Genomic DNA, 25,268 nt, shown 5'->3' on the forward strand with positions numbered 1-25,268 from the left:
TTGAAATCGGAGGATTGCGGTGGGCTATCCGCGTCGTGCTGCTTCCAGCGCCTGAGGCGTGTCGATGTCGAGAAAGGCACCCTCACCGTCGACCGGTACCTCGGCGACTGCCTCCGTATGCTTGGCAATCAAATGCCGCGCCCCGATGTCGCCGTCGAGCGTCATCAATTCCTGGAAGAAGCGGCGCGACCACAGCACGGGATTGCCGCGGCGGCCGTCGCTGACGGGCACGACGATGAGATTGCCGCGGTCCGGCGCAAATCCGTCGATCAGGCGATCGATCAGGCCAGCGTCGATCAGCGGCATGTCGCCGAGACACACCACGGCGCCGTCGCTGGTGTCGGACACGGCCGCGATTCCTGATTTGACCGAGCTCGCAATGCCGCCGGCGAAATCCGGATTCCTGACGAAACGTACATTCAAACCTTGCAGCGCCTGCTCGACCAACTCGGTCTGGTGGCCGGTGACGACGATCACCTCGGATGCTTTCGATGCCAGCGCCTGCTCGGTGGCGATCCGCACCAGCTTCTTGCCGTCGAGTTCGGCGAGCAGCTTGTTCGGTCCGCCCATACGGGTCGAACGTCCCGCCGCGAGCACGATGGCGGCAACCTGGCTGTTGCCTTCGATCTCGGGCTTGGCCCGCGGCTGCGGCCGCGTGACGATCTCCATCAGGAGACCACCGACACCCATGCCCATCAGCTCGGAGCGCGTCACCTTGATGCCGGCGAGCAACCGCATCAGCACCCAGTCAAACCCGTTCTCGACCGGCGAACGCGCACAGCCCGGCGCACCCAGCACCGGCACGTTGCCGGCGCGCGCGATCAGCAGCAGATTGCCGGGATCGACCGGCATGCCGAAATGCTCGATCTCGCCGCCGATCTCGGTGACAGCCGCCGGGATCACGTCGCGACGATCGGCAATTGCCGAGGCGCCGAACACGATGACGAGTTCGGCGCCAAGGACGAGCAGCTCCTTGATGGCGGCGGATAGCGCGCGTTCGTCGTGCTGCACCCGCCGCTCGGCGATGATGCTGGCGCCAGCCGGGGCGAGCCGCTCGGCGGTGACGCGCAACGTCTTGTCGACCACCTTGGATGACAGGCCCGGCAGCAGCGTCGAGACGATGCCGACGCGCTTGATGACGTAGGGCGCAATCTTCAGCACGTCACGGCCCGCGGCCTTCACCGCGGCATCGCGCAGATTTCCTTCAACGCCGAACGGGATGATCTTGACCGTGCCGACCATCTCGCCTTCGACCACCGGCTTGTAGGCGGCGAGCGTGGCGAAGGTGATGGCTTCGTCGATATTGTTGATGCGGTCGACTGCCGGGCGATCGATCACCAGCAAGCCTGGGCGCGCGGCAAAGAGATTGGCGCGGCCGGTGAAGGCGCGCTCGACATGAATGCCCTCGCCACCGATCGCGAGCGCGATGCTGGCGGCCGCGACGTCCTCGGAGACGTCACCCTCCTCCATCCGCACCACCACGACATCCTTGATGCCGGCGCGCGTCAGCGCCTCGACCTCGGCGGGCCCGATCGTCGTGCCCTTCTTCAGCACCAGCGGGCCCTGACGCAGGGTGTGGACGGTCACCCCGCCGATCGCGTCCTTGGGGCTCGCCGGGCCGAACTTCATGCCGCTTCTTCTTTTTGTTTGGGTGGCAGGCGAAGCACCGCCGTGATCTCGGCCATGATCGACACCGCGATCTCGGATGGCGAGACGGCGCCGATCGCCAGACCAATCGGCGCGTGGATGCGTGCGATGTCACTATCCCTGGCGCCCTGTGCCCGCAGCCGGTCGCCGCGCTTGGCATGGGTCTTCCGCGAGCCAAGCGCGCCGATATAGAAGCAATTGCGCTCGAAGGCGTGCAGCAATGCGGGATCGTCGATCTTCGGATCGTGCGTCACCGCGACGAAGGCGGTGTAGGCATCGACATTGAGCGGCGGCAGCGCCGTGTCGGGCCACTCGGCGACGAGCGGAATGTCGGGGAAGCGCTCGGGGCTCGCAAACGCCGTGCGCGGATCGACCACGGTGACGTCATAGCCGAGCGAGCGGGCCAGCGGCGCCAGCGCCTGGCTGATATGGACCGCGCCGACAATGACGAGTTTTGCGGTCGGCGCATAAACGTTGAGGAAGAGCTTCTTGCCGCCGGCCTCGACATTGGCGCTCTTGCCCATGCGCAACTGCTTGTCCAGCTCGGCACTCAGCGGGTCCTTGGCGAAATCCGCCGCCTTCACCAGGCGCTGCTCGCCGCTCTCGGTGTCGGTCACCAAAATCACCGGCCGGCGCGCGGCGCGCTCGGCATTGAGTTCGTGCAGGATTGCGAGCTTCACGGCTAGCCGACCTTCTCGACGAAGACGCGGATGGTGCCACCGCAGGACAGCCCGACATTCCAGGCGGTCTCGTCGGCAACGCCGAACTCCAGCATCCTGGGCTTGCCGCTCTCGATTACGTCCATGGCCTCGGTGACCACGGCGCCCTCGACGCAGCCGCCGGAGACGGAGCCCAGGAATGTCCCCTCGTCGTTGATGACCAGGCTCGAGCCCGCCGGGCGCGGCGCCGAGCCCCAGGTCTCCACGACCGTGGCCAGCGCGACGCCACGTCCGGCCTTCTGCCAGTCCTCCGCCGCCTTCAGAATATCCTCGTCGCGATCGAGCATGGCTTTGCCTCTCAGGCTGCGGGGCGGATCAGGCTGCGGTGATGCGGCGGGAGCGGCCGGGACAGCGTGGTGATCAGCTCCTGGATCGAACTCAAATTATGCACGGGACGGAATTCGTCAACGTGCGGCAGCATCATTTTGATGCCTTGGGCCTTGGCCTCAAAGCCGCCGAAGCGCAGCAGAGGGTTCAGCCAGATCAGGCGCCGGCAGGAGCGGTGCAGCCGATCCATCTCGAAGGCGAGCCTGGAATCGGCCTCCCGCTCCAGTCCGTCAGAGATCAGCAGCACGATGGCGCCCTGGCTCAGTACGCGCCGCGCCCACAATTTGTTGAAGTTGTGCAGCGAGGCCGAGATCCTCGTGCCGCCGGCCCAGTCCTCGACCGAGGCCGAGCAGCTCGCCAGCGCCTCGTCGGGATCGCGCTGGCGCAGTGCGCGCGTCACATTGGTGAGCCGCGTGCCGAACAGGAACACCGAGACGCGCTTGCGCGCATCGCCGATGGCATGCAGGAAGTGCAGGAACAGGCGGGTGTATTCGCTCATCGAGCCGGAGATATCGAGCAGCGCCACGATCGGGGCCGGCTTCTCGATCCGACCGAGGCGGTGAATGTCGATGATGTCGCCGCCGGTGCGCAAGGACGCACGCAGCGTGCGGCGCATGTCGAGCCGCAGGCCGCGCGGATCGGGCTGATGCCGGCGCGTCAGAAGCTCGGCTTGCGGCAGGTGCATCTTCTCGATGGCCCGGAGCGCTTCCGTGATTTCGGCCGCGCTCATCTGCGCAAAGTCCTTCTTCTGAAGGATTTCCTTGTCGGAGACCGACAGGCGCAGATCCTGCTCCTGGTGCTGCGGCGTCTCGGTCATGTGCGGCTGCGACATCGCCTCCTGCACGCGGCGCGCGCCGGCCTGCGGCTTCTTCTTGGCCTGCTCCGGCAGCGGCACCGAATCGAGCATGTGCTTCCATTCCTCCGAGGCACGGAAGAACAGGTTGAAGGCCTGCTTGAAGATCAGCGCATGCTCGTGGCGCATGACGAAGATCGACTCCAGCGTGGTGAAGACGTCGGCGCGGTTGCCGATGTCGATCACCTGCAACGCGCCCATGGCATCGATCACCGCGCCCGGCCCGACCGGCATGCCCGCAGAGCGCAGCGCGCGGGCAAAGCCGACGATGTTGTCGGCAAACTGCTCGGTCTGCTCAGGGGCAAGGTGGTTGATGGCCATGGTCTCGTATCCATCCCCTCGTCATTCCGGGGCACGCGAAGCGTGAGCCCGGAATGCATTTTTCCGCAATCCCTGCCGCCTGATGGATTCCGGGCTCGCGCTCACGCGCGCCCCGGAATGACGAACTAATCGCTGGTCGCTTCCTTCAGCACCTTCTGCAAGGTGTCGCCTTGCATGCGGGTGATGTCGTCCTGGTATTTGAGCAGCGCGCCCAGCGTGTCGCCGACTACTTGCGGAGTCAGCGAGCGGGCATCGAGCTCGGACAAAGCGGTCGCCCAGTCGATGGTCTCGGCGACACCGGGCGACTTGTAGAAGTCCTGGTTGCGCAGCGCCTGCACGAAGCGCACGACCTGCTGCGACAGCTTTGCCGAGATGCCGGGCACGCGCGACTTGACGATCGCGAGCTCGCGGTCGGCCGCGGGATAGTCGACCCAGTGATAGAGACAGCGCCGCTTCAGCGCGTCGTGGATCTCGCGGGTGCGGTTGGAGGTGATGATGACGATCGGCGGGCTCGGCGCCTTCACGGTCCCGAACTCCGGAATCGTCACCTGGAAGTCGCTGAGGATTTCCAGGAGATAGGCCTCGAACGCCTCGTCGGCGCGGTCGAGTTCGTCGATCAGCAGCACCGGAGGACCTGCCACGTCGGGCTCCAGTGCCTGGAGCAACGGCCGCTTGATCATGTAGCGGTCGGCAAAGATGTCGCTCGACAGCTGATCACGGTCAGTGTCGCCGGCGGCTTCCGCCATCCGGATCGCGATCATCTGCGCGGCGCTGTTCCACTCATAGACCGCGGACGAGACGTCGAGGCCTTCGTAGCATTGCAGGCGGATCAGCTTCCGTCCCAGTGCCGCGGACAATACCTTTGCGATCTCTGTCTTGCCGACGCCGGCCTCGCCTTCGAGAAACAGCGGCCGGCCCATGCGCAGCGAGAGATACGTCACCGTCGCCAGCGACCGCTCGGCGAGATAGCCGCGCGAGGTCAAAAGTTCGAGCATCGCATCGACCGATGCCGGCAAGGTCGCTGAAGTCATGAAAGAGCCAGTCTCGCTACGCCCCTATGAGGGACAACGTTTGGCCGAGGCGTGAGGTTCACTCACTCCTTGGCGTTGGCGGCGTCGAGGGCACGCCGCGTCAGCACGCCGATGAGATGGGCACGGTATTCGGCGCTGCCGTGGATGTCGCTGTTCAGCCCGTCCGCCGGCACCTCGATGCCATCGAGCACCTTGGACGAGAACCGCTTCTTCAGCGCTTCCTCAAAGGCCTCGACACGGAACACGCCGTTCGAGCCGGCGCCGGTGACGGCGACCCGCACGTCCGAGGGACGCCGCGCCACGAACACGCCCACCAGCGCGTAACGCGAAGCCTGGTTGCGGAACTTGATATAGGCGGCCTTCTTCGGCAGCGGGAACATCACCTTGGTGATGATCTCGTCGGCTTCCAGCGCGGTCGAGAACAGGCCCTGGAAATACTCCTCGGCCTTGAGGCGGCGCTTGTTGGTGACGATGGTCGCACCGAGTGCGAGCACGGCGGCCGGGTAATCCGCGGTCGGATCGTTGTTGGCGAGCGAGCCGCCGATCGTGCCCTTGTGGCGTACGGCGGGATCACCGATCTGGCCGGCGAGATCGGCCAGTGCCGGGATCGCCTCGCCGACGATCGCGGAGGTCGCGACCTCCGCATGCCTCGCGGTGGCGCCGATCACCAGCGAACGGCCCTTCATCTCGATCGTGTTCAGCCCCTCGATATGAGAAAGGTCGACCAGATGCGGGGGGCTCGCGAGCCGCTGCTTCATGACCGGAATGAGCGTGTGACCGCCGGCGATCACCTTGGCGTCTTCGTTCTTCACCAGGAGATTGGCGGCCTGCCGGACGGTCCCGGGGCGGTGGTATTTGAATTCGTACATGGGGGTGTCCTGATCGCGGAGGGCGCGCGGTTACGCGAGATCGGATTTCGACATCGCCTTCGCGCCGGCGGCGATCGAGGCGACGATGTTCTGGTAGCCGGTGCAGCGGCAAAGATTGCCTTCCAGCTCTTCGCGGATGGTGTGGTCGTCGAGCTCATGGCCCTTGCGATGCACGATGTCGATCGCGGTCATGATCATTCCGGGCGTGCAGAAGCCGCACTGAAGGCCATGATGCTCACGGAAGGCTTCCTGCATCGGATGCAGCGGCGCGCCATCGGCCGCCAGTCCCTCGATGGTCTTGACCTCGTGGCCGTCGGCCATCACGGCAAGCGTGGTGCAGGATTTCACGGCCTTGCCGTCGAGATGCACGACGCAGGCGCCGCACTGCGAGGTGTCGCAGCCCACATGGGTGCCGGTCAGCCGCAGATTCTCGCGCAGAAACTGCACCAGAAGCGTGCGCGGGTCGACATTGCCGGTAACAGGATTGCCGTTCACGATGAGGGAGATTTTTGCCATAAGCACTCTCTATCAGCGCCCCGACGGGTCCCGTCGAAGCGGTTCTTTTTTATAATTATTCCAGCCCATCATATGGGCCATTATGGCCGGGGGCAACATCGCCCCAAGCGCAAGGTGCCATGACGAAAGTGAGGGCGTTCAGCCCTGTACCGCCTTGGCGAAATTCGCGAAAAACTCGTCGGCCAGCTTCTTGGCGGTGCCGGCGATGAGGCGCTGTCCGAGCTGTGCCAACTTGCCGCCGATCTGCGCCTCGACGTCATAGGAGAGTAGCGTGCCGCCATCCTTGTCGGCGAGCTTCACCGCAGCGCCGCCCTTGGCGAAGCCGGCAACGCCGCCCTCGCCCTCGCCCGATATCTTGTAGCCGTTCGGCGGGTCGAGATCGCTGAGCATCACCTTGCCCTTGAAGCGCGCGGAGACCGGGCCGACCTTCATTTTTGCGGTGGCGCGAAAACCGCCGTCGTCGGTCTTTTCCAGCTCTTCGCAGCCGGGAATGCAGGCCTTCAGGACCGCGGGATCGTTGAGTTTTTCCCACACGGCCTCACGCGGCGCCGCAAGCTGGACTTCGCCGTTCATTGTCATGGCCATGGGGCGCCTCCCGGGATCTCATTCAGAATAATATTGCTCAAGTAACGCACGGAGGCCGCAAAGGAAAGAGCAGCCGCCGGTCACGTGCAATGCATATTCGCACCTGCAAAATCCCTTGTTCGGCCCGCGTGGGATTGGCACAGCCGGGGCAAGGTGATTAGGTCCCGCGCAACATGAGCACAGCCCTCTCCCCCCTGCTTGCGCCGATGCTGTCGAGCGCGGCCATGCGCGCCGCCTGCGACGACCGGTCCACCCTGCAAAACATGCTCGATTTCGAGGCAGCCCTGGCCCGGGCCGAGGCCGCCACGGGTGTGATTCCCGGATCCGCGGTGAGCCCGATCGAAGCGGCCTGCAAGGCCGATTCCTTCGACACGGCTGCTCTTGCCGGGGCCGCGACCCGATCGGGCAATCTTGCGATTCCCCTGGTCAAGATGCTGACGGCCAATGTCGGCAAGGCCGATAGCGAGGCCGCGCGCTACGTGCATTGGGGCGCGACCAGCCAGGATGTCATCGACACAGCGACCATGCTCACGCTTCGCGCCGGCATCGATGCGCTGGACGCCGACCTCAGCCGCGCCATCAAGGGTTTTGCTGCGCTCGCCCGTGCCCATCGCAACACGGCGATGGTGGCGCGGACCTGGCTTCAGCACGCGTTGCCGATGCCGTTCGGATTGAAGGCCGCAGAATATGCCGCGAGCCTCGCGCGCAGCCGCTGCCGCCTGCGGCGGCTCCGCCGCGAGGGCCTCGCATTGCAATTCGGCGGCGCCGCCGGCACGCTCGCAGCCCTCGGCGACAACGGCCTCGCGGTCGCCGAGCGGCTGGCGCAGGAGCTGAGCCTGCCGCTGCCTGAGGCGCCCTGGCACACCCATCGCGACCGCATCGCGGAGGCCGCTTCAAGCTTTGCGATTCTCGCTGGCAGTTGCGGCAAGGTCGCGCGCGACGTCTCGCTGATGATGCAGACCGATGTCGGCGAAGCCTTCGAGCCCGCCGGCGAAGGCCGCGGCGGCTCGTCGACCATGCCGCACAAGCGCAACCCGGTCGCGGCCGCAAGCGCACTCGGCTGCGCGACCATGGCTCCGCAGCTCGCGGCGACGATTTTGGCAGCCCAGGTGCAGGATCACGAACGCAGCGCCGGCCCCTGGCATGCGGAGTGGCCGACACTGCCCCAATTGATGCTGGTCACGTCAGGCGCACTTGCTGCCATCGTCGACATCGCCGAGGGCCTCGACGTCGATGCCGCGCGTATGCGCAGCAATCTCGATGCGACGCATGGGTTGATCATGGCGGAAGCCGTCACCTTCGCGCTGGCCGGCAAGATCGGCAAGAGCGACGCGCATCATCTGATGGAGGCCGCGAGCAAGCGCGCGGTTGCCGAGAAGAAACATCTGCGCGAAATTCTTGCCGCCGATTCGCAGGTCACTGCGCATCTGACGCCTGAGAAAATAGCGGCACTATTCGAGCCGATGGCCTATCAGGGGGCGTCGCAGGCCATGATTGATCGGCTGCTCGACAGCCTCGACCGCGAATAGATACGGAGACGCCGCATGCCCATGATCGATGCCGACGGTTGCCTGATCAACGTCTCCGTCGAGGGCCGCGACGGCGGGCCGACGCTGATGCTCTCCAACTCGCTCGGCTGCACGCTGCAGATGTGGGAGCCGCAGATGAAGGCGCTGACGCAGGTGTTCCGCGTCATCCGCTACGACCGCCGCGGCCACGGCAAGTCCAACGTCGCGCCCGCCCCCTATACGATGGAGCGCTTCGGCCGCGACGTGCTGGCGATCCTCGACGACCTCAACATCGAGAAGGTGCATTGGTGCGGCCTGTCGATGGGCGGCATGGTCGGGCAATGGCTGGGCGCGAATGCGCCTGAAAGGTTCGGCAAGCTCATCCTCGCCAACACGTCCTGCTACTATGCCGAGCCGACCAAATGGCTGGAGCGGATCGACGCCGTCAAGAAGGGTGGCATCGCAGCAGTCGCCGACGGCGTGATCGCAGGTTGGCTGACGCAGGATTTCCGCGAGCGCGAGCCCGACATCACCGCCAGGATGAAGGCGATGCTGGTCGCGACCCCTGTCGAGGGATATCTCGCCTGCTGCGAGGCACTGTCGACGCTCGACCAGCGCGCGCTGCTGCCCAAGATCAAGAGCCCGACACTGGTGATCGCCGGCCGCCACGATATGGCGACGCCGATCTCGGCGGGCGAATTGATCCGCTCGAACATTCCCGGCGCCAGCATGACCATCATCGACGCCGCCCACATTTCCAATGTCGAGCAGCCGCACGCGTTCACCGATGCGGTGGTGGGATTCTTGACGCAACGCTGACAACAGCCGTCATTGCGAGGAGCGTAGCGACGAAGCAATCCAGACCGGCTCCGCGGACACATTTCTGGATTGCCTCGCGACGCTCGCAATGACGGAAAGGAGGAAAGACCATGGACGACCAGAAGCGCCGCGATGCCGGCATGAACGTGCGCCGAAAAGTGCTGGGCAATGCCTGGGTCGACAAGTCGATCGCCAACCGCAACGCGTTCAACACCGACTTTCAGGACATGATCACGCGCTATGCCTGGGGCGAGATCTGGACGCGGCCGCATTTCGACGAGCGGACGCGGCGGGTGCTTGTCATCGGCACCATGGTTGCGCTTGGGCAATGGGATGAATTCCGCCTGCACGTGCGCGCGGCGCTGGCCGAAGGCGGTTTCACCCCCGACGACATCAAGGAAATCCTGTTGCAGCAGGCGATCTATTGCGGCGTTCCCGCGGCGAACCACGCCGTCAAGGAAGCCTCAGCGATTGTGCAGGAACTCGGCCTTATCAAAGGCTAGCGGCGCGGTCTCCGCGACGTCGACGGTCTTCGGCGCGGGCGCCGGCCGTTCGATCACCAGGACGATCGCGGCGCTGAGCAGCATCAGAAGTTCGGTCGCGTGCAGCCGAAGCGCAGCCATCTCGCCGACCTTGGAGGCCATCACCATGCTCGCGAACGAGATCAGGCTGCCGATCGCGAGCGCAATGCCGAGCGCCTCGTCGCTGGCGCCGCTCTTGCGGGTGCGCGGAATGGCGAGCAGCGCGAGATAGATCGCAAAGAACGCCACCACCGTCAGCCGGCCGAGCGCCAGCAGCCAGGCCGCGCGCACCGTGCTCATGCCGGACATCTGGAGGTGATCGCTGAGAAACAGCGCCACCGCGACACTCGGCCGCTCATAGAGGCCGTGCACAGGCGCCATGAAGATGCTGAAGGCGACCAGCGTCCAGGCCGGGATGAAATAGGCCGCCAGCAATGCGCCGTTGATCGAGCCGATCCGCCAATTCCTGAACATGCCGCTTCCCGCTTCGTGTAGGCGCCTTCGGGGGAAGGCTTTGCGGGGAGCTAACTCGCATCGGACTGTGGCGGCAATTTAAACCCCTTGTTTACCTTAATTCGCCCGGACGGCTTATCCAACGAAAAAAGGGGTCCCGCCTTTCGGCGGGACCCCTTCTCGCTACTCCCTGGACCCTTAATCCAATTTGTTGTCCTGCTGACCGCCCTGCTGCTGGCCTGGCTTGTCGCCCTGGCGCATCGGGTCATGTTGCTGCTGCTGGCCGGGGCTCTGCCCGCCGCCCTGCTGCTGCCCTGGCCGCTGCTGGCCGCCGCTCTGGCCCTGCTGACCCGGCTTCTGACTCTGCTGCTTCGTCATTGGGGGAAACTCCCTTGTTGGACGTCAGTGAGAGACAACAGCCGACAACTGATTTGGTTGCCCTGCGGAACCCGGTTCCTCGCAGTTGCGGGAACTGGGAGATGACAGCCGTCGCCGAAATGACCTCTGTACAAGCCTTTATGCCGAGACATCGCCAGTTGCAGCCGCCAGTTCCCTGCTGTTACAAAACGGGAAGAACGCTCAAGGGCTGCCGGGGCCCGAGAAGAAACGTAGGCACTCTCTCGAAGACCTCCCTTTCAGTCGCGTCAGGTTTGGGTACGGCAGCGCATGGATTATTTCGCCCAGCAGCTCATCAACGGCCTCGTGCTCGGCTCCATCTACGGCCTGATCGCGATCGGCTACACGATGGTCTACGGCATCGTCGGCATGATCAATTTCGCCCATGGCGACATCTTCATGATCGGCGGCTTCATTGCCCTGATCACCTTCCTGATTTTGGTTTCGCTCGGGCTCACCGCGATCCCGGTGATCCTGCTGGTCGTGCTGCTGGTCTCGATGGCGATCACCGCGCTCTACGGCTGGACCATCGAACGCATCGCCTACCGCCCGCTGCGCCATTCCTTCCGCCTCGCGCCGATGCTGTCGGCGATCGGCATGTCCTTCGTGCTGACCAACTACTCGCAGGTGGCCCAAGGCGCGCGCGTCAAGCCGATCCCGCCGTTCATACCCGGCGGCCACACTCTGCATGAAAGCCCGGACGGCTTCGTCATCCAGCTCTCCAACATCCAGATCATGGTGGTCCTCACCACCATCGTACTGCTCGGGATCTTCACCTGGCTGGTCTCGCGGACCAGACTCGGACGCGACATGCGCGCCTGCGAGCAGGACCAGACCATGGCCGCGCTGCTCGGCGTCGACGTCGACCGCACGATCTCCATGACCTTCGTGATCGGTGCTGCGCTCGCCGCGGTCGCAGGCTTGATGTACCTGCTCTATTACGGACTGGTCGATTTCTTCATGGGCTTCGTCGCGGGCATCAAGGCCTTCACTGCCGCCGTGCTCGGCGGCATCGGGTCGCTGCCGGGCGCCATGCTCGGCGGCCTCGCGATCGGCCTAATCGAGACGTTCTGGTCGGCCTATTTCTCGGTCGAGTACAAGGACGTCGCCGCGTTCTCGATCCTGATCGTGGTGCTGATCTTCATGCCGACCGGCCTGCTCGGCCGTCCCGAAGTCGAAAAAGTCTGACGGACAGCCCCGCGTGACAAGCAGCTCCCACGAGACCACCACCGCAAGTCGCACCACCGGCATCCCCGCCCTTCTGAAGACCGCCTTCATCAACGCCCTGATCGCGCTGGTGCTGTTCTCGCTGATGATCGGCATCCGCACCGAGGCGGGCTCGGACGGCCAGCTCACCTACTGGACGCGCTTCGGTGACCTCGCTTCGATCGTCGCTGCGGTGTTCGGCGGCTCGATCGTGATCGATCTGCTCAGGCAGTGGATCGGCCCGACCGGCGCGGAGAAGCTGGTGCCGGCGTCCGTGCAGAGCGGGATGTCGTTCATCGGCCGCTATCTCGCGCCGGCGCTGCTGATCTTCGCGCTGCTGGTGCCCGTGATCTTCTATAACCAGCGCTACATCCTCGACCTCGCGATCCTCGTGCTCACCTATGTCATGCTCGGCTGGGGCCTCAACGTGGTGGTCGGGCTCGCGGGCCTGCTCGATCTCGGCTATGTCGCGTTCTATGCCGTGGGCGCCTATTCCTACGCCCTGCTCGCGACCAATTTCGGCTGGTCGTTCTGGGTCTGCCTGCCGCTCGCCGGCATCCTGGCCGCATTCTGGGGCGTGCTGCTCGGCTTTCCCGTGCTACGCCTGCGCGGCGACTACCTCGCGATCGTGACGCTCGCCTTCGGCGAGATCATCCGCCTCGTCATCATCAACTGGCAGGATTTGACCGGCGGTCCCAACGGCGTCTCCGGCATTCCGCGCCCGTCCTTCTTCGGCATTCCGCTCGACAACAGCGACGACGGCCTGGCGGCCAAGCTCGGCATCGAATACTCGCCGACCCATCGCATCGTCTTCCTGTTCTACCTGATCCTGGCCCTGGCGTTGCTCACCAACTGGGTGACGATCCGCCTGCGCCGCCTGCCGATCGGCCGCGCCTGGGAGGCGCTGCGCGAGGACGAGGTCGCCTGCCGCGCACTCGGCATCAACACCACGACCACCAAGCTCACGGCGTTCGCGACGGGCGCCATGTTCGGCGGCTTTGCAGGCGCGTTCTTCGCGACGCGCCAGGGCTTCATCAGCCCGGAATCCTTCACGTTCCAGGAATCGGCACTCGTGCTCGCCATCGTTGTGCTCGGCGGCATGGGCTCGCAACTCGGCGTCGCGCTCGCCGCACTCACCATGATTGGCGGCTTCGAGCTGTTCCGCAGCCTCGAGACCTATCGCATGCTGGTGTTCGGCATGGCGATGGTGCTGATCATGATCTGGCGGCCGCGCGGAATCATCGGCCATCGCGCGCCGACCGTGTTCCTGACCAAGGCGCAAGCCATCTCGTCCGACCTCGTCAAGGAGGGCCACGGATGAGCGGCGAGACAATTCTCAGCGTCGACCGGCTCACCATGCGCTTCGGCGGCATCGTCGCCGTGCAGGATCTGTCGTTCGCGGCCGAGCGAAAGAAGATCACCGCGCTGATCGGACCGAACGGCGCCGGCAAGACCACGGTCTTCAACTGCATCACCGGCTTCTACAAGCCGAGCGGCGGCGCCATCCGCCTCACCCATGACGACGGCCGGCAAATCGCGCTGGAACGGCTCAACGATTTCCGCATCGCCAAGCAGGCCAAGGTCGCCCGCACCTTCCAGAACATCCGGCTGTTTCCCGGCATGACGGCGCTGGAGAACCTGATGGTGGCGCAGCACAACACATTGATGCGTGCTTCGGGCTTCACGTTTCTCGGCCTGATCGGCGTCCCCACCTATCGCGACGCCGAGAAGCAGGCGATCGCGCTCGCCACCGACTGGCTCAAGCGGATCAATTTGCTCGACCGCGCCGACGACGCCGCCGGTAATCTCGCCTATGGCGACCAGCGACGGCTTGAGATCGCACGCGCGATGTGCACCGAGCCCGCGCTTCTGTGTCTCGACGAGCCCGCCGCCGGCCTCAATGCACGCGAGAGCGCCGCGCTGAGCGAGCTCCTGCAATCGATCCGCAACGAGCTCGGCACCTCGATCCTCCTGATCGAGCACGACATGTCCGTGGTGATGGAAATCTCCGACCACATCGTTGTCATGGATCACGGCGTGAAGATCGCGCAGGGCACGCCGCGGGAGGTGCGCGACGATCCCAAGGTGATCGCCGCCTATCTCGGCACCGACGAAGATGAGGCCGCAGCCGTGATGGAGAGCGGGTCGTGACGTCGGCTTCCACACCCCTGCTCGCGATCCGCGGCTTGCGTGCCGCGTATGGCAAGATCGAAGCCCTGAAGGGCGTCGACGTCGAGATCAATTCCGGCGAGATCGTCGCCCTGATCGGCGCCAACGGCGCCGGCAAGTCGACGCTGATGATGACGATCTTCGGCAAGCCGCGCGCCCGCGCCGGCCAGATCCTGTACGAAGGCCGCGACATCACCGACGTGCCCACCCACGAGATCGCGCATCTGCGTATCGCGCAGTCGCCCGAGGGACGCCGCATCTTCCCGCGCATGAGCGTGGCCGAGAACCTCCAGATGGGCGCGGACGCCACCGCGTGCACCGATGCCGAACGCGAGGCGACGCTGGAGCGCGTGTTCACGCTGTTTCCACGGCTGAAGGAGCGCTACGTCCAGCGCGGCGGCACGCTCTCCGGCGGCGAACAGCAGATGCTGGCGATCGGCCGTGCCCTGATGAGCCGCCCGCGCCTGCTCCTGCTCGACGAGCCCTCGCTCGGGCTCGCACCGCTGATCGCGCGCCAGATCTTCGACGCGATCCGCACCCTGAACCGCCAGGACGGCCTGACCGTCCTGATCGTCGAGCAGAACGCCAACCACGCGCTCAAGCTCGCACACCGCGGCTATGTCATGGTCAATGGCCTGATCACCCTGGCCGGAACGGGCGCCGAGTTGCTGCAGCGCCCCGAGATTCGCGCCGCCTATCTGGAAGGCGGCCGCCACGGCTGAGCCTGTCCGGTGCCGGGGAAGCCGGGTTCGGTGCGGCTGAATGCGCCGAAATATCTGCGCCCATGCCCGTATTTTGCCGGTGACTTCTCCCGCAATTCATTCAAGAATGGCGCCGGTTTGAACCGGGCCAATCCGGCAACTTCCACAGACGATCACCCGCGAGGTATCTCATGAAATCACTGAAGCTCATCGGTCTGGCATTCGGCGCGTCGATTGCGCTGTCGGGCGCGGCATTCGCGCAGGATGTCACCATCGCAGTCGCAGGCCCGATGACCGGCGGCGAATCCGCCTTCGGCCGCCAGATGAAGAACGGCGCCGAAATGGCCGTGGCCGACATCAACGCCGCCGGCGGCGTCAACGGCAAGAAGCTCGCGCTCGACATCGAGGATGACGCCTGCGATCCGAAGCAGGCCCGTTCGGTCGCCGAGAAGATCGCAAGCGCGAAGATTCCGTTCGTCGCCGGGCATTACTGCTCGTCGTCGTCGATCCCGGCTTCTGAAGCCTATGCCGACGGCAACGTGCTCGAGATTACGCCTGCCTCGACCAACCCGCTTTTCACCGAGCGCAAGCTCTGGAACGTGGCGCGCGTCTGCGGCCGTGACGATCAGCAGGGCCTGATCGCCGCGCAGTACATTGCCAAGAACTTCAAGGGCAAGAACATCGCGATCCTCAACGACAAGACCACTTACGGCAAGGGTCTGGCCGATGAGACCAAGAAGGCGCTGAACAAGGCCGGCATCACCGAGAAGATGTACGAGTCCTACAACAAGGGCGACAAGGACTTCAACGCGATCGTCTCGCGCCTGAAGAAGGACAACATCGATCTCGTCTATGTCGGCGGCTACCACCAGGAAAGCGGCTTGATCCTGCGCCAGATGCGCGACCAGGGCCTCAAGACGATCCTGATGGCCGGCGACGCGCTCGCCGACAAGGAATACGCGTCCATCACCGGCCCCGCCGGCGAAGGCACGCTGTTCACCTTCGGCCCCGATCCGCGCAACAAGCCGACCGCGAAAAAGATCGTCGACGCCTTCAAGGCGAAGAACATCGATCCCGAAGGCTATACGCTCTACACCTACGCGGCGATGCAGGTCTGGTCGCAGGCGGCCAAGAAAGCCGGCACCACCGATGCCAAGAAGGTCATGGAGGCGATGAAGGCCGGCAAGTGGGACACCGTGATCGGCCCGATCGAGTATGACGCCAAGGGCGACATCAAGCAGCTCGACTACGTCGTCTACAAGTGGGACGCCAAGGGCGGCTACTCCGAGATCAAGGGCAACGGTACCTGAGACAGCGTGCCTGACCTTTCAACGATCGACGTCAACGCCCCGGTTCGCCGGGGCGTTTTCTTTCGCAGCACCGTCAGACGGCCGCCGCGGACAATTCGTCGCCCGACGCTTGCTGCGCCCTCCGGAGCGCTTGCAACAGGTCGTTCGGCCGAAACGGCTTTTGCAGACAGACGACGCCGTCAAGGCCCGGCGCCTCGCCCATGAAATCCAGCGCCGTCATCCCCGATACCGCCACGATCGGAAATCCGGGAGCCCGCTCACGAATGGCGGTCATGACCTCGATACCGCTGGTGTCGGTCAGGAAAATGTCGACAATCGCCGCGTCGAAAACGTCTTCGCCAAAGGCCTTCAGGCCGGCCGCGCCGCTCTCGGCTTCAACCACGTCATATTGGTTGACCCGAAGGACGATCGAGACCATGGCGCGGACGTCCTTCTGGTCGTCGACAACAAGGACACGGGGCATGGGAACAACTTCCGAATTCGTATCATTAATTGGTTCAATTCAAACGGCGGGGTGCGCCAAGGCAGTATGGGGGCGGTCCAGTAAAGCCAACCTTACTGATTCCCTATTCCGATTCCCTGTCCGAGTTAAGTAAGCTGTAACCCTCGGTTGAGTCGCGGGCATATCCCCTCGGGACACGCGCCCGGAGCCGGCTACCATGGAGGCCAAGGCCGAAGTACGAAGGTAGCCGGCCAATGAAGTCACGTGGACTACCCATGCCGACCCAACGAGAGGTCAACGTGCACGCCAGGAACGACCGAAGCACATTCCTTTCGACGTTGCCGGCCACGCAGAGCGATCGCACTGCAGCATTGGCGATCGTCGGGATCTCCGCGATCCTGTTCGCACTGGCCGTCCCCTTCGCAGGGACTCCGCTGATCCAGGTACCGGCCTTCGTGGCCAGCTACCAGTCGGCGCTCGCCGTCAACGACATCATCACCTCGGTCCTGCTGCTGTCGCAATTCGCCGTGCTGCGCAGCCGCGCACTGCTGCTGCTGTCGACCGGCTATCTGTTCACAGCTGCGGCGGCGGTGACCCACGCCCTCACCTTCCCGGGTTTGTTCGCGCCGACCGGACTGCTGGGCGCCAGCACCCAGACCACGGTCTGGCTCTACATGATCTGGCACGGCGGATTCCCCTTGTTCGTGCTGGCCTATGGATGGCTGAAGGACGGTAACGGCGGCAACAAGGTCGATGGACCGACCGAGCGCTCGGTCGTGCTCGCCGTCCTCAGCGTGATCGCCGCCATGATCGCCATCGCCTGGATCGTCACGGCACAGCACGATCTGCTGCCGGTCCTTTTGAAGGACGGCCGCTACACCACCACCATGATCGGTGTGGTATCCTTTGTCTGGTCCTTGAGCTTCGCGGCACTGATCACGCTGTGGTTCCGCAAGCCGCATACCGTGATCGACGTCTGGCTGATGGTCACGATGTGCGCGTGGCTGTTCGACATCGCACTGTCGGCCATCGTCAACATCGCCCGCTATGATCTCGGCTTCTATGCCGGCCGTCTCTACGGGCTTTGCGCCGCAAGCTTCGTGCTCGTCGTGCTCCTGATCGAGAATGTCCGCCTTCAGGCGAACACGATGGGCCTTGTCGGCCGGCTGCGCGAACAATCGGCGTCCGACCGCGACTATTACGGCAAACGCCTCGCGCTGTACGGCGCAGTGGTCGAGTCCTCCAACGATGCCATCATCACGGAGTCGCTCGACGGCCGCATCACGGGTTGGAACAGGGCCGCAGAGCGCCTGTTCGGTTATTCGGCGGCCGAAGCCGTCGGCCAATCGATCTACCTTGTGGTGCCGGAGGACCGAAGGGCCGAAGCCAGGGGTCTTCTCAACCGCGTCAGCACCAGCGAGTCGATTGCCCAGCACGAGACGGTCCGCATCCGCAAGGACGGCCGTCAAATCGACGTCGTCCTGAACGTGTCGCCACTGCGATCGGACAGCGGCGAGATCATCGGTGCATCCAAGATCGCCCATGACATCACCGAGGAAAAGCAGTCGCGCGAAAAGCTGCGCCGCGAAATCGAGGAACGTGAACGCATCTTCGAGACCTCGCAGGATCTGATCCTGGTCACCGACGGCTACGGCAATTTCGTCCAGGTCAGCCCGAGCGTGAAGGACATCCTCGGCTTCAGCCCGGAAGATTTCATCGGCCACAGCGCGACTGAGTTCATCCACACCGACGACCTCGAAAAGACGCGGAGCGAGATGCGCAAGGCCCGCCGCGGCCGGACCAAGCGCAGCTTCGAGGCGCGCTACTATCATTACGACGGTCACGAGGTGACCCTGAACTGGGTGGGCAACTGGTCAGAGCCGGTGAAGCGCCATTTCTTCATCGGCCGCGACCTCACCGACAAGCAGGCTGCGGAGGCCCAGTTCCGGCAGGTCCAGAAGATGGATTCGATCGGCCAGTTGACCGGCGGCGTCGCTCACGATTTCAACAACGTCCTCACCGTCATTACCGGCACGATCGGTATTTTGGCGGACGCGGTCGCAGACCGGCCCGAGCTTGCCGCCATCACCAAGCTGATCGACGACGCCGCCGAGCGTGGCGCGCAGCTGACCAAGCACCTGCTCGCCTTCGCCCGCAAGCAGCCGCTTCAGCCGCGCGAGATCGACGTCAACGCCCTGGTGCTCGAGGCCGGCAAGCTGTTGCACCCGACGCTCGGCGAGCAGATCACCATCATGCCGCAGCTCACCGAGGATGCCTGGCCCGCACTGGTCGACCCGGGGCAGCTGTCCACGGCAATCCTCAATCTCGCGCTGAATGCGCGCGATGCCATGCCCGACGGCGGCACCCTGGTGCTCGAGACCCGCAACATCTTCCTCGACGACGGCTATGCCAGCATGAACCCCGATGTCGTCGCCGGCAATTACGTGATGATCGCGGTCAGCGATACCGGCTCGGGCATTCCGGCGGAGCTGCTCGAGCGGGTGTTCGATCCCTTCTTCACCACCAAGGAGGTCGGCAAAGGCACCGGCCTCGGGCTGAGCATGGTGTTCGGCTTCGTCAAGCAGTCCGGCGGCCACATCAAGATCTACAGCGAGGAAGGCCACGGCACGAGCGTGAAGATCTACCTGCCGCGGTCCACCGGCGTGCAGGAGACCGAGTACGAACAGCTCCAGAACGTGCCGATCACCGGCGGTGACGAGAAGATCCTGATCGTCGAGGACGACGCGCTGGTGCGGCAGTATGTGGTGACCCAGGTCAAGAGCCTCGGCTATGCCGCGCTCGAGGCCGCCAACGCCGCCGAAGCCCTCGTCATCATCGATGCCGACAAGGAGATCGACCTGCTCTTCACCGACGTCATCATGCCCGGCAGCATGAACGGCCGCCAGCTCGCCGACGAAGCCGCGCGGCGACGACCGGAACTGAAGACGCTGTTCACCTCGGGCTACACGGAAAACGCCATCGTCCATCACGGCCGGCTGGATTCCGGCGTGCTGCTGCTGGCCAAGCCGTACCGCAAGTCGGAGCTCGCCAAGATGCTCAGGACGGCGCTGGCGAGTTGAGCGCGATGCGCGCGTGCGCTATCGCTGAGGCCGTGCTAGCCGCATGGAGTGCCGTCCTTGAAAAACCTCATCACCGATATCGCCGGCGTCCGCGTCGGCCATGCCCATGACGCGAAGCTGGCCTCCGGCGTGACGGCCATCGTGTTCGACGAGCCGGCGGTGGCGGCGATCGACGTCCGCGGCGGCGGCCCCGGCACACGCGAGGACGCGCTGCTCGATCCCGCCAATACGGTCGAACGCGTCGACGCGATAGCACTGTCGGGCGGCTCCGCCTTCGGGATCGAGGCCGGCGGCGGCATCCAGGCCTGGCTCGCCGAACAGGGCCGCGGCTTCCGCGTGCGCGAGGCGCTGATCCCCATCGTTCCGGGCGCGATCCTGTTCGACCTGCTCAATGGCGGCGACAAGGCTTGGGAGCGCTTTCCGCCCTATCGCGAGCTCGGCTTCGCCGCAGCGGCCGCCGCGGGGACGGAGTTTGCGCTCGGCAGCGTCGGGGCGGGCTTTGGGGCCACCACCGCGACGTTCAAGGGCGGGCTCGGTTCGGCGTCCGCCGTCACCAGCAACGGCATCAAGGTCGCGGCCATCATCGCCGTCAATGCGGTGGGCAGCGCCACCGTCGGCGACGGACCGTGGTTCTGGGCCGCGCCGTTCGAGGTCAACGGCGAGTTCGGTGGTCGCGGACTGCCCGACAAATTCACCGACGACATGCTCAAGATGCGCATCAAGGGCGGCCCTGCCGCAACCGAGCGCGAGAACACCACGATCGGCGTCGTCGTCACCGATGCGGTGCTGACCAAGCCCCAGGCCAAGCGGCTGGCGATGATCGCGCACACGGGCTTTGCGCGAGCGATCTATCCGGTGCATGCCCCGACCGATGGTGACGTGCTGTTCGCCGCCGCGACATGTGCGAAGCCGATCGATCCGATCGTCGGCATGACCGAGCTCGGCATGGTCGCCGCCAACGTGGTCGCTCGCGCCATTGCCCGCGGCGTCCATAGCGCAACCGCGCTGCCGTTCCCGGGCGCGCAGTCCGCGTGGAATGATCGGTTCGGCTAATGCCTCAGAGCGTGCTTACACGCTCATCGACATGCTGGACGTCGCAGATCCCGACGATCCCTGCGTCTGGTTCTGCATCATCTGCGCAAACCAGTCATAGGGCGAATTGCCGGCGCCCGACCCATGCGAAGAGCTGGAAGCGCCGGGCACCGTCGTCGTCATCTTGAAACCATCGGCATAGGTGACGGTGGTGGTGCTGGAGCCGTCGGCACCGGTCGTCGTGGTCGAGGTCGACCCGCCGCTCGACGATGAGGACGAATTTGATTCGCTGCCTGACGCATCGCCCGAGCCGCTCGCGGCGTGCGCATGGTGGTGGCCACCGTGATGGCCACTGCCCTTCAGCGCCTTGGACATCTCGTCCAGGCTGACGCTGTCGTCGGAATTGCCATCGAGCTTGGAGAACACGTCGTCGGCCTGCGCGAGGTTGGTGCCACCGGCACCCAGCGCGTTCTCGAACTCGGACTTGGTGATCTGGCCGTCGCCATTGGCGTCGATCTGCGAGAACAGGTCCTTCAGCGCGTCGTTCCGGCTCGTCGATGTCGAGGACGTCGCGCTCGACGATGTGGAGCTGGTCGAGTCCGACGACTGGCTTTGTGCCGCGAACAGCGCATTCATGGTCTCTGGCGAGATTTGCGGGTATCGGCCGGCATTGACCGACGAGGTCGCGGTGCGCGTCGTGCTGTTGTCGCTGTCGATCGCGAACGGATTGGTCGACGCGCCTTGTGACGAACCCGCCTGTTGCGTCGAGGACGTTTTCGAGTTCGTCAGCGATTGAATGGCATCAAGCGCACTCGAGACGGCACCAAGCGCAAACAACATTGCACAACTCCAACCCATGCGGCATTGCCGCAGCCAATGTTCCGCCGTGAGGTCAGCAAGCGACGTGCCAACGCGAAAAGCTCAATGAAATCCGTATCCGTCGTGTCGTGCGAGGTGCGGGACCATCGGCAATTCATGCCGCCGCCGGCAGAAATTTCCGCCCACAGGAAGCTCACCCTCCCTGCATTGCCCGGCCGGGAGGCCCATGTTAGGCGAGGCCGTCAGCCTCTATGCCGCCCCGGGAAACCGCGCCATGACCCAAGCCTTCGCCCCCCGCCCCCTGGCCATTGCGCCTTCGATCCTGGCCTCGGATTTCTCCAGGCTCGGCGAGGAGGTCCGCGCGGTGGATGCGGCCGGCGCCGACTGGATCCATCTCGACGTGATGGACGGGCACTTCGTGCCCAACATCTCCTACGGCCCCGACGTCATCAAGGCGATGCGCCCGCACACCAAGAAGGTGTTCGACGCTCATCTGATGATCTCGCCTTGCGACCCCTATCTCGAGGCCTTCGCCAAGGCCGGCTGCGACCACATCACCGTGCATGCCGAGGCAGGTCCGCATCTGCACCGCTCGCTCCAGGCGATCCGCGCGCTCGGCAAGAAAGCCGGCGTCTCGCTCAATCCGGGTACGCCGATCAGCGTGCTCGAATATGTGCTCGATCTGGTCGACCTCGTGCTGGTGATGTCGGTCAATCCGGGCTTCGGCGGCCAGGCGTTCATCCCCTCTGCGATCGGCAAGATCCGCGACATCCGCGCGATGACGGCGGGCCGGCCGATCGACATCGAGGTCGACGGCGGCGTCGGCCCCGACGTCGCGGGAGCGCTCGCCGCCGCCGGCGCCAATGCCTTCGTCGCCGGCACCTCCGTGTTCAAAGGCGGCACGCAGGACGCCTACAAGACCAACATCGCGGCGATCCGCAACGCGGCCGCGAGCGCGCGCGGCGAAGCGATCTGAGCCACCACACTGTCACCTCGACACGACGGCAAGTACGACTGTTCTTGCCGCGTCGCAGCGCGCAATAGTTAAAATTGCAACCTCATTCCGTACTCCTCCGGACTTCCCTGATTCGCGCAAATCACTGCTAGTGATTCTTGCCTGTTTCGCGGGAGCACATCATGACGACGACCCTGGTTTGGACTGGCGTGGCGTTGTGGCTTGGTTTTTGTGCGTTTGTTGTGTTTGGCCCGTCGGCCGGACCAGTGCAGGTCCCGGCACGCTCGGCCAGTAACCTGCGTCGCAGCCGGATCTGACACCGTGCAATTCGCGCTCGTGAAGCGTCAGCCGAAACGCAGGTGTCGCATCCCGCGACGTCCGCATCCGAACCTCGACTATTTCTTCGGTCGGCTCGAACGCTCCGAAGGCGAGATGCGCGATGAACCGGGCGCCGAGACGACGGATCTCGACACCTCATTCCGGTCACCACACCGGCATTGAAATTCTGAATTGGACTCTGAACTGATGAAACCGCACTGCCCGAACTGCCTGAAGGAAATGACCAAAGCGTCAGCGTCGCGTAACCTCTTCAACTGCGAGCCCTGCCGCGAGATCATTCAATACTTCGGCGGCAGTCCGGATCACGGTGAGCCCGGCCCGCAGTTCTCCTGGCCGATCCGCCGCAAGCGCGTCGTCCACACCGCGCACGCGGCCTGATCTCTCCTAGCCCCATACCACGCCGGCGTCCGGTTTTGCCGCAGCCATCCGCGGCGGCCGCACCACGGTGACGGTGCAGGTCGCCTCGGCAGCCACCTTGGCCGAGACGCTGCCGAGCCAGGTACGCCTGAACGAATTCTGCCGCGCCCCGATGATGAGATGGTCGACCGAGTTCATCTCGGCGAATTCCAGCAGCGCCGTGGCGGGATCGACCGCCTCCAGCACGTGAACCGACAGCCGGCTCTCGTCGAGCTTCAAGGGCATCGCCCAGTGCCGGAGCGCGACGAGACGATCGATGTGCTTGTTGGAACCCTGCTCATCCAGCGTCTTGTCGACGGCGATGCGATTGAGCTTCAGCACGTTGACACAGGTGAGCCGTGCTGACGGCAAGGTTGCCAGGATGCGTTCCGTGGTGACCCGCAGCGCCTCGTTCAGCTCCGGCGCCCCCTCCACGGTATCGAGCGCGACCGCGACGATCGGGCTCATCGCCATTTGCGTCGCAAGATCTGATCTCGCACCCGGCTGCCTGACGTCAGGGTTGAACCGGCGGCGCCAGGCGACACTGAGGGGATCGCGCTTCATCCGCTCCGCGCGCGCTGTGAGCTTGACCTGGTCCGGATGGGTGAGATCGAAAGCGAGCTGAGCGGCTGTCGGATAACGCCAGTCCGGCTCGATCTCGAGGCATCGCAGCACCACCTCCTGGAGCCAGGGCGGATAGTCGCTGCGGAGCGCGCGTGGCGGATAAGGGTCGCGCCACAGCCGGCGCCGTATCGCGCGCAGTGTCTCACCCTCGCCGAAGGGACGTTCGCCGGTGGTGAAGAAATAGAGCAGCACCCCGAGCGAGAACAGATCGCTGCGCGGATCGTCTCGTACCCCGCGAAGCCGTTCCGGCGCCATATACGGCGCGGTACCGTAAGGCAGGCGGAACTCCGCCTGCAACAGATCGGGCAGATGGTTATGATGCGACAGGCCATAGTCGATCAGCACGGCCTCGCCCAATCCCTTCTCATCACCACCGCGGAACATGATGCTGCTCGGCTTGATGTCGTGATGGATCACGTTCTGCCGGTGCAAATCGGCGAGTGCGGTCGCGATCTTCGCGACGAGAAGCCGCACTTCGTCGTAAGGCAACGGCAGATCGGGCAGCCGCTTGTAGAGCGTGGTCCCTGCAATGCGCTCGATCACGGCATAGGCCTGGTGCGCGAAATCGCCGGTGCCGTAGCAGTGCGGCACATGGGGGCCTGTCAGCCGGGGCAGGATCATCATCTCCATCTCGAAGGAGACGATTGCCGCCGGGTCCTCGCCCTCCGAGGCCCGCGGGATCTTCATCAGCAGCAGCGCGTCGATGCCGGCATGCGTGACGGTCCAGAGCGTCGCCATGCCGCCGGCATGAACGCATTCGCCGATGGTGTAGCCGTCGATCACGGCGCCGGCTTTGACCAGGGGGATCGGCATCGGTCTCTAGCGCCCTTCCGACAGCCGGTCGGCGAGCCAATGTGGCAGGCCGTTCTCGCGGATCCGGTTTGCCGCGCTCGCGACGTCATAGGGCGCGCGGCAGTAAGTGATCTGGCATGAGGCCGTATCGAACAGCACGAAAGCCGCCGACGGATCACCGTCACGCGGCTGGCCCACCGCGCCGAGCACGGCCAGCCATTGCCGACCGCGCAGGAGCGGCACGGACACATCGGTCTTGGGCACGAGGCCCGTCATCTTCGCTGTCACCGACATCGAATAGAGCGCGGGCCGGTGAATGTGGCCGCAAAAGGTCACGTGGGCGGGGGTCGATATCAGGCTCCTGGCAGCGTCGGCGGTCGAGCGAATGTAGTGCCAGCGCTGGGGATGAGAGGCTTCCGAGTGCACGAACAGACGGTCGCCGTCCTCGACGAGCATCGGCAGTTCGGCAAGAAACCGGCGCTGCGCGGCGTCGAGCCGCCCGCGCGTCCATTCCATCGCAATCTGCGCCGCGCTGTTCATGGTCTCGGATGAAGAATTCACCGCCTGGTCGTGATTGCCGCGGATAGCGACGGCGCCCTGGGCGACCAGATCCATTGCAGTATCCACGACCCATTCCGGATCGGCACCATAGCCGACGAAATCGCCGAGCATGACGAACCGCTCCGCACCCTTGGCGCGGGCCACCTTCAGGCACGCCTCGAACGCCTGCCGGTTGCCGTGGATATCCGAGAAGACAGCGAAAAGCACACACCCTCCACCCTCAAATTCCTATTGGACGCCGATAAAGCCAATTTGAGGGAGGTCAACAAGATGCGCC

26 protein-coding genes are annotated in these 25,268 nt (G+C 64.8%); 12 read left to right on the forward strand and 14 right to left on the reverse strand.

Annotated features, from left to right (window positions below):
* Window positions 1-24: 24 nt before the first annotated feature.
* The 8 genes from JQ631_RS27585 to JQ631_RS27620 all read right to left on the reverse strand — a co-directional run bounded on the left by JQ631_RS27585 (window position 25) and on the right by JQ631_RS27620 (window position 6,868).
* A complete protein-coding gene (locus JQ631_RS27585) occupies window positions 25-1,629 on the reverse strand; it encodes an NTP transferase domain-containing protein (RefSeq protein ID WP_212332118.1) in 1,605 nt (534 codons plus the stop codon).
* A complete protein-coding gene (locus JQ631_RS27590; RefSeq protein ID WP_212332122.1) occupies window positions 1,626-2,327 on the reverse strand; it encodes an XdhC family protein in 702 nt (233 codons plus the stop codon). The genes JQ631_RS27585 and JQ631_RS27590 overlap by 4 nt, the downstream gene beginning before the upstream one ends.
* A gap of 2 nt (window positions 2,328-2,329) precedes the next feature.
* Window positions 2,330-2,653 (reverse strand): XdhC family protein, encoded by a 324-nt coding sequence (locus JQ631_RS27595; RefSeq protein ID WP_148751517.1) that lies wholly within the window; start codon window positions 2,651-2,653, stop codon window positions 2,330-2,332.
* 11 nt (window positions 2,654-2,664) lie between these two features.
* The gene (locus tag JQ631_RS27600) at window positions 2,665-3,867 is read right to left on the reverse strand and encodes a vWA domain-containing protein (protein WP_212332125.1); all 1,203 of its coding nucleotides are present in this window, start codon (window positions 3,865-3,867) and stop codon (window positions 2,665-2,667) included.
* A gap of 125 nt (window positions 3,868-3,992) precedes the next feature.
* Window positions 3,993-4,898 (reverse strand): AAA family ATPase, encoded by a 906-nt coding sequence (locus JQ631_RS27605; protein ID WP_212332128.1) that lies wholly within the window; start codon window positions 4,896-4,898, stop codon window positions 3,993-3,995.
* A 62-nt stretch (window positions 4,899-4,960) separates the two neighbouring features.
* Window positions 4,961-5,767 (reverse strand): FAD binding domain-containing protein, encoded by an 807-nt coding sequence (locus JQ631_RS27610; RefSeq protein ID WP_212332136.1) that lies wholly within the window; start codon window positions 5,765-5,767, stop codon window positions 4,961-4,963.
* Between the two features lie 30 nt (window positions 5,768-5,797).
* Entirely contained in the window at window positions 5,798-6,283 is a 486-nt protein-coding gene (locus tag JQ631_RS27615; RefSeq protein ID WP_212332137.1) for a (2Fe-2S)-binding protein, read from the reverse strand.
* Between the two features lie 138 nt (window positions 6,284-6,421).
* Entirely contained in the window at window positions 6,422-6,868 is a 447-nt protein-coding gene (locus JQ631_RS27620) for an SRPBCC family protein (RefSeq protein ID WP_212332141.1), read from the reverse strand.
* A 173-nt stretch (window positions 6,869-7,041) separates the two neighbouring features.
* Here JQ631_RS27620 and JQ631_RS27625 point away from each other — a divergent pair, with 173 nt between their 5' ends.
* From JQ631_RS27625 to JQ631_RS27635, 3 genes are all read left to right on the forward strand, one after another.
* Window positions 7,042-8,397 (forward strand): 3-carboxy-cis,cis-muconate cycloisomerase, encoded by a 1,356-nt coding sequence (locus JQ631_RS27625; protein WP_212332143.1) that lies wholly within the window; start codon window positions 7,042-7,044, stop codon window positions 8,395-8,397.
* Window positions 8,398-8,412: 15 nt separating this feature from the next.
* Window positions 8,413-9,195 carry a 3-oxoadipate enol-lactonase gene (gene pcaD / locus JQ631_RS27630; protein WP_212332144.1) on the forward strand — a complete coding sequence of 261 codons (783 nt, stop codon included), beginning with the start codon at window positions 8,413-8,415 and terminating at the stop codon, window positions 9,193-9,195.
* Between the two features lie 110 nt (window positions 9,196-9,305).
* Window positions 9,306-9,698, forward strand: coding sequence for a carboxymuconolactone decarboxylase family protein (locus JQ631_RS27635; RefSeq protein ID WP_008137537.1), 393 nt, complete (start codon window positions 9,306-9,308; stop codon window positions 9,696-9,698).
* Here JQ631_RS27635 and JQ631_RS27640 read toward each other — a convergent pair.
* Both JQ631_RS27640 and JQ631_RS27645 read right to left on the reverse strand, forming a co-directional pair.
* Complete coding sequence (locus JQ631_RS27640) at window positions 9,660-10,190, reverse strand: hypothetical protein (protein WP_212332145.1); 531 nt, start codon at window positions 10,188-10,190, stop codon at window positions 9,660-9,662. The genes JQ631_RS27635 and JQ631_RS27640 overlap by 39 nt on opposite strands.
* A 177-nt stretch (window positions 10,191-10,367) precedes the next feature.
* Window positions 10,368-10,547 (reverse strand): hypothetical protein, encoded by a 180-nt coding sequence (locus JQ631_RS27645; RefSeq protein WP_212332146.1) that lies wholly within the window; start codon window positions 10,545-10,547, stop codon window positions 10,368-10,370.
* 288 nt (window positions 10,548-10,835) lie between these two features.
* Here JQ631_RS27645 and JQ631_RS27650 point away from each other — a divergent pair, with 288 nt between their 5' ends.
* The 5 genes from JQ631_RS27650 to JQ631_RS27670 all read left to right on the forward strand — a co-directional run bounded on the left by JQ631_RS27650 (window position 10,836) and on the right by JQ631_RS27670 (window position 15,951).
* The gene (locus JQ631_RS27650) at window positions 10,836-11,753 is read left to right on the forward strand and encodes an ABC transporter permease subunit (RefSeq protein ID WP_212332147.1); all 918 of its coding nucleotides are present in this window, start codon (window positions 10,836-10,838) and stop codon (window positions 11,751-11,753) included.
* 13 nt (window positions 11,754-11,766) lie between these two features.
* Window positions 11,767-13,092: a high-affinity branched-chain amino acid ABC transporter permease LivM gene (gene livM / locus JQ631_RS27655; protein ID WP_212332148.1), complete on the forward strand. Its 1,326-nt coding sequence runs from the start codon at window positions 11,767-11,769 to the stop codon at window positions 13,090-13,092.
* A complete protein-coding gene (locus JQ631_RS27660; RefSeq protein ID WP_212332151.1) occupies window positions 13,089-13,922 on the forward strand; it encodes an ABC transporter ATP-binding protein in 834 nt (277 codons plus the stop codon). The genes livM and JQ631_RS27660 overlap by 4 nt, the downstream gene beginning before the upstream one ends.
* A complete protein-coding gene (locus tag JQ631_RS27665) occupies window positions 13,919-14,662 on the forward strand; it encodes an ABC transporter ATP-binding protein (protein WP_212332153.1) in 744 nt (247 codons plus the stop codon). Before JQ631_RS27660 ends, JQ631_RS27665 begins: the two co-directional genes overlap by 4 nt.
* 170 nt (window positions 14,663-14,832) lie before the next feature.
* Complete coding sequence (locus JQ631_RS27670; RefSeq protein ID WP_212332156.1) at window positions 14,833-15,951, forward strand: branched-chain amino acid ABC transporter substrate-binding protein; 1,119 nt, start codon at window positions 14,833-14,835, stop codon at window positions 15,949-15,951.
* A 73-nt stretch (window positions 15,952-16,024) separates the two neighbouring features.
* On the opposite strand, the gene JQ631_RS27675 is transcribed toward JQ631_RS27670, so the two are convergent.
* Window positions 16,025-16,414: a response regulator gene (locus tag JQ631_RS27675; RefSeq protein ID WP_212332160.1), complete on the reverse strand. Its 390-nt coding sequence runs from the start codon at window positions 16,412-16,414 to the stop codon at window positions 16,025-16,027.
* A 254-nt stretch (window positions 16,415-16,668) separates the two neighbouring features.
* On the opposite strand from JQ631_RS27675, the gene JQ631_RS27680 reads away from it, so the two are divergent.
* Together JQ631_RS27680 and JQ631_RS27685 are read left to right on the forward strand one after the other, a co-directional pair.
* Window positions 16,669-19,473 (forward strand): PAS domain S-box protein, encoded by a 2,805-nt coding sequence (locus JQ631_RS27680; RefSeq protein WP_212332171.1) that lies wholly within the window; start codon window positions 16,669-16,671, stop codon window positions 19,471-19,473.
* A gap of 57 nt (window positions 19,474-19,530) precedes the next feature.
* Entirely contained in the window at window positions 19,531-20,526 is a 996-nt protein-coding gene (locus JQ631_RS27685) for a P1 family peptidase (protein ID WP_212332174.1), read from the forward strand.
* Window positions 20,527-20,541: 15 nt separating this feature from the next.
* Here JQ631_RS27685 and JQ631_RS27690 read toward each other — a convergent pair whose 3' ends face one another.
* On the reverse strand, window positions 20,542-21,345 hold the full coding sequence (locus tag JQ631_RS27690; protein WP_212332176.1) for an EF-hand domain-containing protein: 804 nt from the start codon (window positions 21,343-21,345) through the stop codon (window positions 20,542-20,544).
* A 253-nt stretch (window positions 21,346-21,598) separates the two neighbouring features.
* On the opposite strand from JQ631_RS27690, the gene rpe reads away from it, so the two are divergent.
* Both rpe and JQ631_RS27700 read left to right on the forward strand, forming a co-directional pair.
* Window positions 21,599-22,300, forward strand: a complete 702-nt coding sequence (gene rpe, locus JQ631_RS27695; protein WP_212332178.1) for a ribulose-phosphate 3-epimerase — start codon at window positions 21,599-21,601, stop codon at window positions 22,298-22,300.
* A gap of 504 nt (window positions 22,301-22,804) precedes the next feature.
* Window positions 22,805-22,996, forward strand: coding sequence for a hypothetical protein (locus JQ631_RS27700; protein WP_212332180.1), 192 nt, complete (start codon window positions 22,805-22,807; stop codon window positions 22,994-22,996).
* 6 nt (window positions 22,997-23,002) lie between these two features.
* Here the strand turns inward: JQ631_RS27700 and JQ631_RS27705 are convergent, their stop codons facing one another.
* Window positions 23,003-24,451: a bifunctional serine/threonine-protein kinase/universal stress protein gene (locus JQ631_RS27705; protein WP_212332183.1), complete on the reverse strand. Its 1,449-nt coding sequence runs from the start codon at window positions 24,449-24,451 to the stop codon at window positions 23,003-23,005.
* A gap of 6 nt (window positions 24,452-24,457) precedes the next feature.
* Window positions 24,458-25,198, reverse strand: a complete 741-nt coding sequence (locus tag JQ631_RS27710) for a metallophosphoesterase family protein (RefSeq protein WP_212332186.1) — start codon at window positions 25,196-25,198, stop codon at window positions 24,458-24,460.
* Between the last annotated feature and the right edge of the window lie 70 nt (window positions 25,199-25,268).

This window comes from Bradyrhizobium manausense, assembly GCF_018131105.1.
In the GTDB taxonomy this organism is placed as follows: Bacteria; Pseudomonadota; Alphaproteobacteria; order Rhizobiales; family Xanthobacteraceae; genus Bradyrhizobium; species Bradyrhizobium manausense_B.

Bases quoted from the DNA above. Each gene is read 5' to 3' on its own strand.
- JQ631_RS27585 (WP_212332118.1), bottom strand. From the start codon at position 1,629: ATGAAGTTCGGCCCGGCGAGCCCCAAGGACGCGATCGGCGGGGTGACC.
- JQ631_RS27595 (WP_148751517.1), bottom strand. From the start codon at position 2,653: ATGCTCGATCGCGACGAGGATATTCTGAAGGCGGCGGAGGACTGGCAG.
- JQ631_RS27600 (WP_212332125.1), bottom strand. From the start codon at position 3,867: ATGGCCATCAACCACCTTGCCCCTGAGCAGACCGAGCAGTTTGCCGAC.
- JQ631_RS27605 (WP_212332128.1), bottom strand. From the start codon at position 4,898: ATGACTTCAGCGACCTTGCCGGCATCGGTCGATGCGATGCTCGAACTT.
- JQ631_RS27610 (WP_212332136.1), bottom strand. From the start codon at position 5,767: ATGTACGAATTCAAATACCACCGCCCCGGGACCGTCCGGCAGGCCGCC.
- JQ631_RS27615 (WP_212332137.1), bottom strand. From the start codon at position 6,283: ATGGCAAAAATCTCCCTCATCGTGAACGGCAATCCTGTTACCGGCAAT.
- JQ631_RS27620 (WP_212332141.1), bottom strand. From the start codon at position 6,868: ATGGCCATGACAATGAACGGCGAAGTCCAGCTTGCGGCGCCGCGTGAG.
- JQ631_RS27625 (WP_212332143.1), top strand. From the start codon at position 7,042: ATGAGCACAGCCCTCTCCCCCCTGCTTGCGCCGATGCTGTCGAGCGCG.
- pcaD (WP_212332144.1), top strand. From the start codon at position 8,413: ATGCCCATGATCGATGCCGACGGTTGCCTGATCAACGTCTCCGTCGAG.
- JQ631_RS27635 (WP_008137537.1), top strand. From the start codon at position 9,306: ATGGACGACCAGAAGCGCCGCGATGCCGGCATGAACGTGCGCCGAAAA.
- JQ631_RS27640 (WP_212332145.1), bottom strand. From the start codon at position 10,190: ATGTTCAGGAATTGGCGGATCGGCTCGATCAACGGCGCATTGCTGGCG.
- JQ631_RS27645 (WP_212332146.1), bottom strand. From the start codon at position 10,547: ATGACGAAGCAGCAGAGTCAGAAGCCGGGTCAGCAGGGCCAGAGCGGC.
- JQ631_RS27650 (WP_212332147.1), top strand. From the start codon at position 10,836: ATGGATTATTTCGCCCAGCAGCTCATCAACGGCCTCGTGCTCGGCTCC.
- JQ631_RS27660 (WP_212332151.1), top strand. From the start codon at position 13,089: ATGAGCGGCGAGACAATTCTCAGCGTCGACCGGCTCACCATGCGCTTC.
- JQ631_RS27670 (WP_212332156.1), top strand. From the start codon at position 14,833: ATGAAATCACTGAAGCTCATCGGTCTGGCATTCGGCGCGTCGATTGCG.
- JQ631_RS27675 (WP_212332160.1), bottom strand. From the start codon at position 16,414: ATGCCCCGTGTCCTTGTTGTCGACGACCAGAAGGACGTCCGCGCCATG.
- JQ631_RS27680 (WP_212332171.1), top strand. From the start codon at position 16,669: ATGCCGACCCAACGAGAGGTCAACGTGCACGCCAGGAACGACCGAAGC.
- JQ631_RS27690 (WP_212332176.1), bottom strand. From the start codon at position 21,345: ATGTTGTTTGCGCTTGGTGCCGTCTCGAGTGCGCTTGATGCCATTCAA.
- rpe (WP_212332178.1), top strand. From the start codon at position 21,599: ATGACCCAAGCCTTCGCCCCCCGCCCCCTGGCCATTGCGCCTTCGATC.
- JQ631_RS27700 (WP_212332180.1), top strand. From the start codon at position 22,805: ATGAAACCGCACTGCCCGAACTGCCTGAAGGAAATGACCAAAGCGTCA.
- JQ631_RS27705 (WP_212332183.1), bottom strand. From the start codon at position 24,451: ATGCCGATCCCCCTGGTCAAAGCCGGCGCCGTGATCGACGGCTACACC.